The sequence below is a fragment of the Larkinella sp. VNQ87 genome (assembly GCF_049445795.1).
In the GTDB taxonomy this organism is placed as follows: domain Bacteria; phylum Bacteroidota; class Bacteroidia; order Cytophagales; family Spirosomataceae; genus Larkinella.
Genome location: NZ_JBMSDT010000011.1, coordinates 80,419 through 93,043, shown reverse-complemented (window position 1 = coordinate 93,043; position 12,625 = coordinate 80,419). Strand labels below are relative to the sequence as shown.

Below are 12,625 nucleotides of genomic sequence, written 5' to 3'. Positions count from 1 at the left end.
CGTTTTGTGTTTAAAGCTGGCACAAGGGCTACAGAGCGAACCGCACCCCAATGGTTAATGGTATCAATTCAACGATGCAAAGGTACGAAAATAAATAGAGATTTTTGACAACCGCTTTGTTCGCAATGACGACATACAACAAGCCTAGCCGCACAACGTAGAAACCCACAAAGGGGATGATCAGCCACAGACTGGGCCACGAACCAACTGTGGGCGTATTGGCCGCAATGGTAGCGACCGTGACCGTGCCGACCGTAAAAAAAATCAACGACGATTGCAGCACTTTGAAAAAGTGCAGGTTAACAATTTCTTCAAGCCGGTATAAACTGCCGATCGCGACAACAAAAAGGTACTTTGCCAGCATCAGCAGGAACGCCAGTCCGCTCAATTCAAAGAAAGTGAGCGTCAGATCCCACAAACTTTGCCCCCGCAGCAGCAAAGCCCGCGACAGAAACAGATCGATATTTTTACTCTGAATAATCAGGTACAGATAAGCCGTCATGAAACTCAAATTCATGACAAAAAGCAGGTTTGTCCGGCTCAGGGGACGCGTCACCAGAAACAATTCGTCGCGCACGGTAATGGCGAGCAGATCGGCCAGATTGAAAAACCGCAGGAAGGCCCGGTGGTGAAAGTTGAACAGGTAGGCATTGACGGCGACGATGAACAACAAACTCAGCGTGAAGAAGTTGGTATAAACCGACAAACGACGAGGTAAAATGCTCAGACGAGTATTTGTCGTGGCCACGTCTTTTTGGGCGGCTGAGCGCCGATGCCCGATAAAAACCTGCTTATCATCGACGCCGGGGCTTCCGTACAGCGTCACAAACAACTCCGGTTTGCGGTAGACGCGATACAAACTGTCCAGGTTGATGACCAGCCACTCGCTGGCATTCAGTTTACTTTTGAGGGCTGCGTCAATAAACAAAAAACCGTCCTGTTGCGTAGAAATCAATAAGTTATATCGGCGGTTACTCTCGATGTCCAGAAAAAAACTGACGGAGGGGACCAGGGCGTGCTGTTCGTCGATAAAAGGCACATAAGATTTGTAGGCCTGGTCGTAAACCAGCCAGTCGTTGCGGAAGTCGTGGACGGGAAAAAACTGCTGATTCGGCCCGACTCCCTGCGCCCAACTTCCAACGGCCCACAACAACAGTATGGACACAAGCAAACAAAACCGCACCCTTTTGGAATTATGAGTTAAGAGTTAAGAGTTAAGGGTTGGCTGACGCATTCTACTGCGGAGCAACTCTTAATTCTTAATTCTTAACTCTTAACTATCTAATTCTTTCCCAGCGCCTTAAGCATCGTCTCGCCAATGTTCGCGGGCGACTCGACGACGTGAATACCGCATTCGGACATGATCCGCATTTTGGCGGCTGCGGTGTCGTCGGCGCCCCCGATGATGGCTCCGGCGTGGCCCATCCGGCGACCTTTCGGCGCGGTTTGTCCGGCGATGAACCCAACAACCGGTTTGCGGTTGCCGTCGGCTTTGATCCAGCGGGCGGCTTCGGCTTCCATGCCCCCACCGATTTCACCGATCATCACGATGCCCTCCGTTTCGGGATCGTTCATCAGCAATTCAACAGCTTCTTTGGTCGTTGTGCCGATGATCGGGTCGCCCCCGATTCCGATGGCCGTCGTCTGGCCCAGGCCTACTTTCGAAAGCTGATCAACGGCTTCGTACGTCAGCGTACCGGACTTGGAAACGATGCCGATGGTGCCTTTCTTGAAAATGAAACCGGGCATGATGCCAACCTTACATTCTTCCGCCGTCATCACACCGGGGCAGTTCGGGCCGATCAGCCGAACCTCCTTATCCTGCAGGTAGGCTTTCGCTACCATCATATCTTTGGTCGGAATACCTTCCGTGATGCAGATAATCACCTTGATCCCTGCATCGGCGGCTTCCATGATGGCGTCAGCGGCAAAAGCGGGCGGCACGAAAATAATCGAAACATCAGCCCCGGCTTTTTCGACAGCTTCCTTCACGGTGTTGAACACAGGCCGATCGAGGTGGGTTTGGCCGCCTTTGCCCGGCGTAACTCCGCCAACGACGTTCGTGCCATACTCGATCATCTGCTGAGCATGAAAGGACCCTTCAGAGCCTGTAAAACCCTGTACGATAACTTTGGAATTCTTGTTAACTAATACGCTCATGATGAATGGAAAGCTATGCTATGCGTGTGAAGGTATAAGCTTTTGGAACTGGCGCAAAAGTAGAGCGAAATGGGAAAAGAAAAAAGTTAAGAGTGAAGAGTTAAGAATTAAGAGTTGGCTGGCGCGGTTTTAACTCTTAATTCTTAACTCTTCACTCTTAACTCCCTTTGTCTTTTTCTTCGAAAAATTGTTATTTCCAGCATGAACATATCGAACATGGTATCGGAAGCCGTCCTGGCTTTCACGGGTATCTGGGTCTTTTGGCGCTACTTTCAGGGATTAAGCTGGTACAACCGGATTTTGTGGGGACTTTTTCTGATTACGATCTCGATGACAGCCCTGGTCGGTATTCTGCTGTTTGCAGGCATCGAAGGTGTGGCTGCGTTGCACCATTCGCTGGAAACGCTGGCGGGGAGTCTGGGCGTGGTTTGCGTCATTGTCGGCGTCTGGGGCGTCATTCTGAAGCAACGAATCAGGCAGAGCAGCTTCATCATTACCATTACGCTCGGGCTGGGGCTTTTTCTGCTTTTATTGCTGAATCCAACTATTGGTGGGTTCCGGGCGGTGGTGCCATCGATGGGCATGGTCATCGTCCTGCTCATCGCTTTTTTGGGCGTCATGCGCCGGGATCCCCGGGCTTCCTGGATTGTGCTGGCCGTCATGATCCTGGCGTTGGCAACCCGGCTGGGGCAATCCAAGAGTTTGCCGATTTCACCGATTGATTTCTACCATTATACCCTCTCATTATCAATACTTTGCTTCGGAAAAGCCGTACAAAACTTCCATCAACCGACCTAAGTAAAGGGGATTTTAATTTTGCCCAACAGCTTTTCAAACGCACCGGCGCACGGTTTTTTTGGCTAACTTGCCGACATGGATAACTTCGTTGTCTCAGCCCGAAAATACCGTCCGGCAACCTTCGATACGGTCGTCGGGCAGGCTCATATTACCACCACGCTTAAGAATGCGATTTTAACCAATCACTTGGCGCAGGCGTTTCTGTTTTGCGGGCCACGGGGGGTTGGCAAAACAACCTGTGCCCGGATTCTGGCCAAAACCATCAACTGTCAGAACCTCAGTAAGGTCAAGTCTGCTGATGCCGTCGAACCTTGCGACCAGTGTGAATCCTGCGTGAGTTTTAATCAGAATGCCTCGTTCAATATTCATGAACTCGACGCGGCTTCCAACAACTCGGTCGAAGACATCCGAAACCTGATCGACCAGGTGCGGTATCCACCCCAGTCCGGAAAATATAAGATTTATATCATTGATGAGGTTCACATGCTGTCGCAGGCCGCGTTCAATGCGTTCCTGAAAACACTGGAAGAACCGCCCTCCTACGCTATTTTTATTCTGGCGACCACGGAGAAACATAAAATTTTACCGACGATCCTGTCGCGCTGTCAGTTGTTCGACTTCAACCGAATTCAGCCGCGCGACATCGCCAATCACCTGGCCAATATTGCCCAAAAGGAAAGTATTCAGGCTGAATACGAAGCCCTTGAACTGATTGCCCAGAAGGCCGACGGGGGGTTGCGGGATGCCCTCTCGATGTTCGACCTGAACGTGACCTTTTCGGAAGACCGGGCGCTGCGGTATAAGGAGGTGCTCGATAACCTGCACATTCTCGATTACGACTATTATTTCCGGCTGACCGACCTGCTGCTGGCCGCTAATCTGCCCCAAAGCCTGTTGCTGTTCGACGAAATTCTGCGCAAAGGCTTCGACGGTCACCAGTTTATCGTCGGTCTGAACGAGCATTTCCGGAATCTGCTGGTTTGCAAGGATGCGGCAACGGTGACTTTACTACAAGTTACCGACAGTGTTCAGCAGAAATACCTGCACCAGGCCGCCGAAGCTCCGTTGAGTTTTCTGCTTTCGGCGCTCAGCGTCGGGGCACAGTGCGATCTGAACTACAAATCTGCTAAAAATCAGCGGCTGCATGTGGAAGTCTGCCTGATGAAACTGGCTAACTTGCCCCATGTGCTCGACCTTTCTGCACTGCCGGTTTCAGCCGGTGGTGCCGATCCGAAAATCGCCCGGGAAACCGAGCGGGTTGAAAAAAAAAAGGACAGCCCAGCCGGGTCTGATCCTGCAGACACCCGACCTGAACCCGTAGCCCTGCCCTCGCACACGAGCGAACCGGCCAATGGGTACCATGCCCGGCCGAATGGGAACGGCAACGGAGCCGCAGTCAAAACCGTTCCGGAACGCCCTGCTATCGTGGTCGAGATTCCGAAACCGGTCAGCAGCCGGTTGAAAACGACGGCCAACCTGGTGCCGACAGCCCGGCCCGTTGCGGCCCCGGTGCAGGAAGTGGTAACGGCCGTTCTGGAAGCTCCCCGGGTCGATAAACCGTTCATCTTTGAGCAGTTAAAAGCCGCCTGGCAGACCTTTACCCGACTACGCGACCAGCAGGGCGGTTCTCAAACCGAGCAGGTCATGCTCAATCGGGAATTTGTGCTCGACGGGACAACCATCCATCTTACGCTCGATAATTCATTACAAGCTGACCTGCTGAACGACCTGCGCCAAGACTTGCTCACCTATCTCCGGCAGGAACTGCGCAACAGCCAGATTCAACTCACGCATACCATTGCCGCCCAGGAAACCCGCCGGATGATCTACACGCCCCAGGATCGATTCAATTACCTGGCCGAAAAAAACCCGGCGCTTTTGGAGTTAAAACGAACCTTGGGCCTGGACGTGGATTATTAACGTACCCACGGACTTTAGTCCGTGTGAGCTAGACAACCCTTAAGTTGATATTAACTACTGGATCATAGAAGCTCACACGGACTAAAGTCCGTGGGTACATGAAAACGCTTCAACCGGGTTTTCTACCAAAATCTGCTTCCAGTCTTTTTTCGTGAAGCCCCGACGGTTTAGTTCGGGCATGAGTTGGGTGAACAACACTGTGTAATCCCGACCAATCGGGCCACCTCCGGGCTGGCCCGGATCATACCAACCCGCGTCGTGTGATAACAACGTGCGGTGCAAAAGGCGGTTTTCTTTCAGCAACAGCAGGTTTTCCGCATACTGGCTGACGTTGTTGCCGTCCAGCCCGTCCAGACTCACCCAGGCACCTTCCCGAATCGCGCGGGCGTAGTGCACCATGTTCTGTCCCTGCGCGTGTACCCAGACAAAAGCCGACGGATCGACGCCCTCCTGTTTCAAAATCGCTATCTGTTCAAAAGCCGGAACGTAGGGGCCGGTATGCGAGCAAATCGTCAGGCCGGTGCGTTTGTGCGTGCGGGCAGCCGCCGTAATGAGCTTCTGGTGCAGTTCTGACAACGGGCCGGGGTTGACCCCAATTTTCAGGAAACCCGGACGAATACCGGTTTCATCAATGCCCTGCTCAAACTCGGTCACCCAGCGGTCGGCCAGTTGATCGGCGGTTTCGGTTCGGGCGTGGGCAGGTAGGTATTTATCGTTCGAAGCGCCGTAATAACCGGTGTTGGTCACAATCCGAACGCCGGATTTTTCGGATAACTCCTTCAGTAATAGCGGATCGCGACCCAGATAAGCGGGCGTACAATCCAACAGCGACCGGACGCCCAGTTGACGCAATCGTTGCAGGTACGGCAGCATTTTGGCGACCACCTCCGGGCGATTCCAGCGGTCAGGCCGTATCTGATCCGCGCCGATGAAGTCCACCAGCAAATGCTCATGAATCAGCGTCAGGCCAAGGTCCGACGCCCGAATGGGGCCTGTCACCGTGTGGCAGATGGGTTTGGGTCGGAAAGCCCCGGCGAAACCGGCGGCTACGGATGCTTTCAGGAAAGTCCGGCGTTTCATGCCGTGCAAGGGTTAGGATTTTAGATAACTTTTGGCTTCCCGAATGGTCGATTTATACCCGGCCAGATCAAGCGCTTTTTTGTACATCGACTTCGCCCGGTTTCGGTCGCCGGTTTGGGCCGCGATCCGCGCCAGGCCGCTATACGAATGGGCTGCATACTGTTTCGTAAAAACCGCATTCATCGGTAATTTAATGGCAGCCTGGTACTTTTCAGCAGCCCCTTTCAAATCGCCGTTCAGCTTTTCTTCGATCAGGCCTTCGAGCGTGCTGACGGGCATTGCCAAAAACCGTTGCGGCATTTTCTGGAGCCGCTCCAGGTAGGGCTGGGCTTCGCGGTACCGGCCCGACTGTACCAGCCCTTCGGCGCATTCCAGGTTGAAGATCGGATTTTTGGGGTATTTATCCGCCAGCGGTTTCATAAAATAAGCCGCCCGAGCTGGTTGGCTTTCGTGTTCCAGGTAGATGTGGCTCAAATAGATGGCGGTTTCGGTCCGCGTAAACAGCCCGCGCCGGGATGCGGTTTCCATCTGCTTCAAACCCAGCGCCATATCGCCGTCCTGGAAAAAAAGCAACAGCGGTTTTGACACCGGATGATCGGCAGGATAGCGTTCGATGTAATAATTATACAGTCCGGTCGAGAAGTAAAATTCCGGATTTTTTTCCATCAGTTTAAACCCTTTTTTCAAATACCCGTACGCCTTCTGCGCTTCGCCAACGGCTTTCATCGTTTCATCATCATAGTGGTATTTCATCGCCAAATACCCATGCGATGCCAGCGCAAAAAAGACGCCTTCCGGGTCGTTCTCGTTGCGGTCCAGCAGTTTTTTCGACAAGGCAATTCCCTGATTCAGGTAAGACATGTATTGAGCCGTTGCCGATTTGTTTTCGTTCAGCGGAAGAAATTGCCAATACATCTGAACCGCTTTTAAAACTGGCACAACTGGGTGCTGCGGATATTTTACTTTGACCTGCCGGATATACTCCTCGGCTTCGTCAAACTCGTAATTGTAAATTTTATCGGTGGCTTTTAAAATAACTTGCTGAATATCTGCATCATTCAGCAATTGAGCCGGAGAAGCGAAGGGAAACAGAAAGAAGAGGAAGAGGCAAAATTTTTTCATGAGACGGTGTGTTAAAAACTATGAGAATGTTCTTTTTTGAAGAATTCGAACAGACCCTTACTTTTGTTCATTCTCAATGGGCCTAACGACACCCCCGCCGAAAAAGTTTGCTATGATTCACTATGAGCATTTTGTCCTGGATAACGGTCTGAAAGTCTACGTTCACGAAGACCCAACCAGCCCGATGGCGACGGTTAATATTTTGTACAATGTCGGGTCCAGGGATGAAGATTCCGGGAAAACCGGCTTTGCTCATTTGTTCGAGCACCTGATGTTTGGGGGGTCGCAGAACATCCCGGTATACGACGAACCACTGCAAAAAGTGGGGGGCGAAAACAACGCTTTTACCTCGCCCGACATCACCAACTATTACATCACGCTGCCGTCGGCCAACCTCGAAACGGCCTTCTGGCTCGAATCTGACCGGATGCTCGGCCTGTCGTTCGACCCGACGGTGCTGGACGTGCAGCAGAAAGTGGTAATTGAGGAGTTCAAGCAACGGTACCTTAACCAGCCCTACGGCAATGTCTGGCTGAAACTGCGGCCCCTGGCCTACCAGGTACATCCCTACCAGTGGGCGACCATTGGCAAGGACATCAGCCACATTGAAAACGCGACGCTCGACGACGTAAAGCACTTTTTTTATACGCATTACGTGCCCAATAATGCGGTTTTGGTGGTGGCCGGGAACGTCACGCTGGAGCAGGTCAAACAGTTGTGCAAAAAGTGGTTTGCGCCAATTCCGATGGGAAAACCGCCCGTTCGGAACCTGCCGCAGGAGCCTGTGCAAACGGCCCCCCGGTTTCTGGAAACCGTTGCCGAAGTTCCGCTGAATGCACTCTATAAAGTCTACCACATGCCGGGCCGTTTCGCCGACGATTACTACCACGCTGATCTGCTGGGCGACGTGCTGGGTCGGGGCAAATCGTCGCGGCTGTATCAGAAATTACTGAAAGAAAAGGCTTTATTTACCAGTATTTCGGCCCATTCGACCGGTTCGCTGGACCCCGGTTTGCTGGTGGTCAGCGGGTCGCTCAATCAGGGCGTGTTACTGGAAGAAGCCGATGCGGCCATCGATGCGGTGTTGGACGAGGTCATCAGCCAGCCCGTTTCGGAAGAAGAACTGGCGAAAGTGAAAAACCAGGCCGAATCGACGCTGGTCTTCTCGGAGGTGGAGCTGCTGAACCGGGCCATGAATCTGGCATACGCGGCCAACGCCGGTCATGCCGACTGGGTCAACCAGGAACCCGAGCGAATTCAGGCCGTTACGCCGGACGACATTCAGGCAGCGGCTCAGCGGATTCTCCGCAAAGAAAACCGTTCCACATTGTATTATCGAGCCGCATAGGTCACATAGGTCAGATCGCATAGGTCGAGGCATATAGCTAATTTTCAGATGAAAATCCGCGTAGGACAAGGATATGATGTGCATCAACTGACCGAAGGCCGGGATTTCTGGCTGGGCGGTATTCTGATTCCCCATACGCACGGCGCATTGGGGCACTCAGATGCCGATGTGGTTTGCCACGTCCTTTGTGATGCGCTGCTGGGAGCCGCCAATCTGCGGAACATCGGATACCATTTCTCGGACAAAGATCCGCGTTGGAAGGGCGTCGACAGCAAGTTACTGCTGGCCGAAGTGATGAAGATGATTCGGGAAAAAGGCTACGAAATATCGAACGTCGATGTGACGGTGGTCTTGCAGGAGCCGAAGCTGAATCCGCACATTCCAGCCATGAAAACCTGCCTGGCGGGCGTAATGCAGGTTTCGGAGGAAGATATTTCCATCAAAGCCACGACCTCCGAACACCTGGGCTTTGTCGGCCGAAAGGAAGGCATCGCGGCTTTTTGCGTCGCGTTGATTTATTCAGAGTAACCCTGAAAAAGCGTTTTAATCTAGCATTTATCCGACAACTATGCCAGCACATCTGCGAACTTTGCGCTTCCTTTTTATCCTGTCGGCTGGCCTGACAGCCGCTTATGCCCAGCCGAAGGTGTCGACGCCCAGCGGTCCGATTGATTTTGAAGAATACGAACCGGTTTCGACCCTCAAGGTTCCCGAACACAAAATCACCCGGGCCAAATACCCGTTCATCGACGTGCACAACCACCAATACGAAATGGACGGGGCCGACCTGCGCAAGCTGATCACCCAGATGGACAGCCTGAACATGGGAATTATGGTCAACCTGAGCGGACGCGGTTTCACGTCGAACGTGGCCGAAAGCACCCGGTTTCTGGATAAAGCCCTGACCAACATTCAGAAAACCGACGCCAAACGGCTGGCGATTTTTACGAATATCAACTTTGCCAACCTCGGCGATCCGGGCTGGACCGAACAGGCCGTCAAGCTGCTGGAAGATGATGTCAAAAAAGGGGCCAAAGGGCTTAAGATTTACAAAAGCCTGGGGTTCAGTGTAAAAGACAACAAGGGAACCCGCGTGCAGGTCGACGACCCGCGTCTGGACCCGATCTGGGCGAAATGCGGCCAGTTGGGGATTCCGGTTTTGATTCACACCGCCGACCCCAAATCGTTCTGGGACCCGATGGACCGCTTCAACGAACGCTGGCTCGAACTCAAAACCCACCCCGGCCGCAAGCGCTCGGACGACAACCCGGTTTCGTGGGAAAAGCTGATTGCCGAACAGCACAACGTGTTTCGGAAACATCCGAAAACCACGTTCATCAACGCCCACATGGGCTGGTATCCGAACGATCTGGTGAAGCTGGACAGTTTGATGAAGGTGTTCCCGAACATGGTGCTGGAAATTGGCGCGGTGATTGCCGAGCTCGGTCGCCAGCCCCGGACCGCCCGGAAATTCTTCGAGAAATACCAGGACCGGATTCTGTTCGGCAAAGACAGTTGGGTCCCGTCGGAATACGCGACGTACTTCCGGGTGCTGGAAACTGACGACGAATATTTTCCGTACCACAAAAAATACCACGCCTTCTGGCGGATGTACGGGATGGCGCTGCCGGATGAGGTCTTGAAAAAAGTCTATTACAAGAACGCGCTTCGGATCATCCCCGGCCTGGATAAAACCCAGTTTCCGAACTAACGTACCCACGGGCTTTAGCCCGTGAGCGCTAGAATTATCCGTAGTCAGGAAATCTCTCCCGGATAGATCCCGTCTTTTGTGAGTAAATTCTACCTATTTGATTATTCTTGCTCACACGGGCTAAACGGGGCCGCCCGGCGGTCCGTGAGTACGATATGAAAATCACACAGATCGACATTTTTAAGTACAACATCCCGCTGAAAGCGCCCATCGCCATTTCGCTGGGAACGATTGAAAACGCCCGGAATCTGCTCATTCGGATTCAGGCCGATGAGCTGACTGGCTGGGGAGAAGGTTCGCCGTTCTGGATGATTGTGGGCGAAACGCAGGAAACCGGTTTTGCTGCCGCCCGCGATTTTGCCAACCTGCTGCTCGGCCAGAATGCGCTGGACCTGGAAGGTAACCTCAACCGGCTGGATGCCTATTTGCCCCACAACCCGACGATCAAAAGCGCCTTCGACATGGCGCTGTACGACCTCGCGGCCCAGGCAGCCGGGTTGCCGCTGTATGCTTTTCTGGGCGGAGAGCGGTTTACAATCGTCACAGACGAAACGATCTACCTCAACCTGCCGGAACGCATGGCCGATGATGCCCGCCGGATTCAGGCCCAGGGCGGATTGGCAATTAAAGTAAAGCTGGGCACCAACGCGCGCGACGACATCCGGCGCGTGGAAGCCATTCGGGCAGCGGTCGGTGACGGGATTCCGATTCGGACGGACGCCAACCAGGGTTGGGATTACGTCACGGCCCTCAATGTGCTCCGAACCATTCAGGACTGGAACATCGAGTACTGCGAACAGCCCGTCAAGCATTGGGCCATCGCCGATTTGAAGCGGCTGCGGCAACACACCACCGTGCCGATCATGGCCGACGAATCGCTGTTCAACCACCGCGATGCGCTGCGGCTGGCGCAGGAAGAAGCCGTCGATTACTTCAACATCAAGCTTTCCAAAAGTGGTGGAATCTTTAACGCCCAGAAAATCAACGCCATTGCTGAAGCGGCCGGGATTCCGTGCATGATCGGCTGTATGTCAGAATCGCGGCTCGCCATGACCGCCAAAGCGCACTTTGCTTCGGCCCGGCGCAACGTCCGGTTTTATGATCTTGATGCGCCCTTTGAGCACGCAGCCGACCCGGTTTTGGGCGGAATCACCTACAGAGGCTACGAAATTGAACTGCCGGAAACGCCCGGTCTGGGAGCGGTTTGCGATGAAACCTTTCTGGCCGGACTGGAAAAACTCGAAATTCGATAAGCGCCTTACGATGGCAACACTCACGCTGGCGCAATCGGATGCGGATTTGCAGGGAATCCTGGCCCTGCAACGGCAGAACCTCCGAACCGTGCTGACTACCGACATCCTCAACAGCCAGGGTTTTCTGACCATTGAGCACGACCTGCCGCTCCTGCGCCGGATGAACGATGCGGCACCAAGCATCATCGCCAAAGACGGCGCGGAAGTAGTCGGTTATAGTTTGACGATGTTGCCCTCGTTTCGTGATGACATTCCGATGTTAACGGCCATGTTCGATTTATTGGACAATCTCACCTATCAAAACCGGCTCCTCGGCGACTACGCGTACGTAGTGATGGGGCAAATCTGCGTGGCAAAACGGTTTCGGGGGCAGGGGCTTTTTGATGGATTATACGGAAAGTTTCGGGAAGAACTGGCGGGAACGTACGCGCTGGCTGTGACGGAGGTAGCCGTCCGCAACCGGCGTTCACAGCGCGCCCACGAGCGGGTTGGCTTCCGGAAGCTTCACACGTACTTTGATCCGAGCAATGGCGAAGACTGGGATGTTGTGGTTTGGGATTGGGGAGAGCAGTAAATGAGCAATCAACTCGAATGTGAAGTTGTCTGAAGAAATTCAGCCATTGTGACAATTTTAGTATTCTGGTAGTTTTCCAATAGAAGTAAATCCATATCTCCTGTTACCAAAAAGTCTGCCTGACACGCTTCGCAAACTCCCAGCAGATAGTTGTCATTGGCATCCCGAACCAAATCCGGTACATTTCGGATTTCTACCTTTTTTAGAAATTTCAAGGCAATTTGCTGAAAACGAATTATGTGCTTATCAATCAATACTTAGCGAATTTTGGTCGCCGAATTACTGCTTCAAACTCTGCGAGCAGTTCAGAGGAATAAAAGATCGTCAGATGGCTATTTTTAAGGATTTTATAATAAACCGTCTTGCGAGACTTCCGGCTTAAACAAGCCGAGATATACCAGTTTGCATCAAGGACGACTCTCAGCCTTTTGCTCATGGCGATAGGCGTTGATTTCGGACTGAATTTCCTCCAGAGAGATGTCTACATCCGGCATTTCAGCGTCGAGTTCTTCAAAGAGGTCATCCAATACCCGAACCTGTAACTTTTTAGCAATAGTCAGACGATCCTTCGCCGAAAAGGACTCAAATGTTCGAATGAATTCAGTTGGTGTCATGGTTCAGTCGGCTCTTTTTACACTAAAATACCCAAATTAGTACAA

The 12,625-nt window shown here is 52.7% G+C and carries 14 protein-coding genes; 7 read left to right on the top strand and 7 right to left on the bottom strand.

From position 1 onward, the window contains the following. Positions 1-28: 28 nt before the first annotated feature. Both ACO2Q8_RS19655 and sucD read right to left on the bottom strand, forming a co-directional pair. Positions 29-1,165, bottom strand: coding sequence for a DUF4271 domain-containing protein (locus tag ACO2Q8_RS19655; protein ID WP_423346705.1), 1,137 nt, complete (start codon positions 1,163-1,165; stop codon positions 29-31). 116 nt (positions 1,166-1,281) lie between these two features. After that, a complete protein-coding gene (gene sucD, locus ACO2Q8_RS19650; RefSeq protein WP_423346552.1) occupies positions 1,282-2,160 on the bottom strand; it encodes a succinate--CoA ligase subunit alpha in 879 nt (292 codons plus the stop codon). A gap of 201 nt (positions 2,161-2,361) precedes the next feature. Here sucD and ACO2Q8_RS19645 point away from each other — a divergent pair, with 201 nt between their 5' ends. Together ACO2Q8_RS19645 and ACO2Q8_RS19640 are read left to right on the top strand one after the other, a co-directional pair. Then, complete coding sequence (locus tag ACO2Q8_RS19645) at positions 2,362-2,958, top strand: DUF6962 family protein (protein WP_423346551.1); 597 nt, start codon at positions 2,362-2,364, stop codon at positions 2,956-2,958. A gap of 75 nt (positions 2,959-3,033) precedes the next feature. Beyond that, positions 3,034-4,878, top strand: a complete 1,845-nt coding sequence (locus ACO2Q8_RS19640) for a DNA polymerase III subunit gamma/tau (RefSeq protein WP_423346550.1) — start codon at positions 3,034-3,036, stop codon at positions 4,876-4,878. A gap of 81 nt (positions 4,879-4,959) precedes the next feature. On the opposite strand, the gene ACO2Q8_RS19635 is transcribed toward ACO2Q8_RS19640, so the two are convergent. After that, entirely contained in the window at positions 4,960-5,958 is a 999-nt protein-coding gene (locus tag ACO2Q8_RS19635; RefSeq protein ID WP_423346549.1) for a phosphotriesterase family protein, read from the bottom strand. 12 nt (positions 5,959-5,970) lie between these two features. Next, complete coding sequence (locus ACO2Q8_RS19630; protein ID WP_423346548.1) at positions 5,971-7,080, bottom strand: tetratricopeptide repeat protein; 1,110 nt, start codon at positions 7,078-7,080, stop codon at positions 5,971-5,973. Positions 7,081-7,192: 112 nt separating this feature from the next. On the opposite strand from ACO2Q8_RS19630, the gene ACO2Q8_RS19625 reads away from it, so the two are divergent. The 5 genes from ACO2Q8_RS19625 (at position 7,193) to ACO2Q8_RS19605 (ending at position 11,966) form a co-directional block, all read left to right on the top strand. Beyond that, entirely contained in the window at positions 7,193-8,428 is a 1,236-nt protein-coding gene (locus ACO2Q8_RS19625; protein ID WP_423346547.1) for a M16 family metallopeptidase, read from the top strand. 48 nt (positions 8,429-8,476) lie between these two features. Next, entirely contained in the window at positions 8,477-8,956 is a 480-nt protein-coding gene (gene ispF / locus ACO2Q8_RS19620; protein ID WP_423346546.1) for a 2-C-methyl-D-erythritol 2,4-cyclodiphosphate synthase, read from the top strand. A 40-nt stretch (positions 8,957-8,996) separates the two neighbouring features. Further along, positions 8,997-10,139, top strand: coding sequence for an amidohydrolase family protein (locus tag ACO2Q8_RS19615; RefSeq protein WP_423346545.1), 1,143 nt, complete (start codon positions 8,997-8,999; stop codon positions 10,137-10,139). A gap of 155 nt (positions 10,140-10,294) precedes the next feature. Next, positions 10,295-11,392 carry a mandelate racemase/muconate lactonizing enzyme family protein gene (locus ACO2Q8_RS19610; RefSeq protein WP_423346544.1) on the top strand — a complete coding sequence of 366 codons (1,098 nt, stop codon included), beginning with the start codon at positions 10,295-10,297 and terminating at the stop codon, positions 11,390-11,392. Between the two features lie 10 nt (positions 11,393-11,402). After that, a complete protein-coding gene (locus tag ACO2Q8_RS19605; protein WP_423346543.1) occupies positions 11,403-11,966 on the top strand; it encodes a GNAT family N-acetyltransferase in 564 nt (187 codons plus the stop codon). A gap of 8 nt (positions 11,967-11,974) precedes the next feature. On the opposite strand, the gene ACO2Q8_RS19600 is transcribed toward ACO2Q8_RS19605, so the two are convergent. The 3 genes from ACO2Q8_RS19600 to ACO2Q8_RS19590 are packed head-to-tail and all read right to left on the bottom strand — an operon-like array spanning position 11,975 to position 12,580. Next, positions 11,975-12,181: a putative toxin-antitoxin system toxin component, PIN family gene (locus tag ACO2Q8_RS19600; RefSeq protein WP_423346704.1), complete on the bottom strand. Its 207-nt coding sequence runs from the start codon at positions 12,179-12,181 to the stop codon at positions 11,975-11,977. Positions 12,182-12,216: 35 nt separating this feature from the next. Next, positions 12,217-12,402, bottom strand: a complete 186-nt coding sequence (locus ACO2Q8_RS19595) for a putative toxin-antitoxin system toxin component, PIN family (RefSeq protein WP_423346542.1) — start codon at positions 12,400-12,402, stop codon at positions 12,217-12,219. Beyond that, a complete protein-coding gene (locus ACO2Q8_RS19590; protein ID WP_423346708.1) occupies positions 12,374-12,580 on the bottom strand; it encodes a hypothetical protein in 207 nt (68 codons plus the stop codon). The genes ACO2Q8_RS19595 and ACO2Q8_RS19590 overlap by 29 nt, the downstream gene beginning before the upstream one ends. Positions 12,581-12,625 lie beyond the last annotated feature (45 nt).

Bases quoted from the DNA above. Each gene is read 5' to 3' on its own strand.
- ACO2Q8_RS19625 (WP_423346547.1), top strand. From the start codon at position 7,193: ATGATTCACTATGAGCATTTTGTCCTGGATAACGGTCTGAAAGTCTAC.
- ispF (WP_423346546.1), top strand. From the start codon at position 8,477: ATGAAAATCCGCGTAGGACAAGGATATGATGTGCATCAACTGACCGAA.
- ACO2Q8_RS19590 (WP_423346708.1), bottom strand. From the start codon at position 12,580: ATGACACCAACTGAATTCATTCGAACATTTGAGTCCTTTTCGGCGAAG.
- sucD (WP_423346552.1), bottom strand. From the start codon at position 2,160: ATGAGCGTATTAGTTAACAAGAATTCCAAAGTTATCGTACAGGGTTTT.
- ACO2Q8_RS19615 (WP_423346545.1), top strand. From the start codon at position 8,997: ATGCCAGCACATCTGCGAACTTTGCGCTTCCTTTTTATCCTGTCGGCT.
- ACO2Q8_RS19605 (WP_423346543.1), top strand. From the start codon at position 11,403: ATGGCAACACTCACGCTGGCGCAATCGGATGCGGATTTGCAGGGAATC.
- ACO2Q8_RS19630 (WP_423346548.1), bottom strand. From the start codon at position 7,080: ATGAAAAAATTTTGCCTCTTCCTCTTCTTTCTGTTTCCCTTCGCTTCT.
- ACO2Q8_RS19640 (WP_423346550.1), top strand. From the start codon at position 3,034: ATGGATAACTTCGTTGTCTCAGCCCGAAAATACCGTCCGGCAACCTTC.
- ACO2Q8_RS19635 (WP_423346549.1), bottom strand. From the start codon at position 5,958: ATGAAACGCCGGACTTTCCTGAAAGCATCCGTAGCCGCCGGTTTCGCC.
- ACO2Q8_RS19645 (WP_423346551.1), top strand. From the start codon at position 2,362: ATGAACATATCGAACATGGTATCGGAAGCCGTCCTGGCTTTCACGGGT.
- ACO2Q8_RS19595 (WP_423346542.1), bottom strand. From the start codon at position 12,402: ATGAGCAAAAGGCTGAGAGTCGTCCTTGATGCAAACTGGTATATCTCG.
- ACO2Q8_RS19610 (WP_423346544.1), top strand. From the start codon at position 10,295: ATGAAAATCACACAGATCGACATTTTTAAGTACAACATCCCGCTGAAA.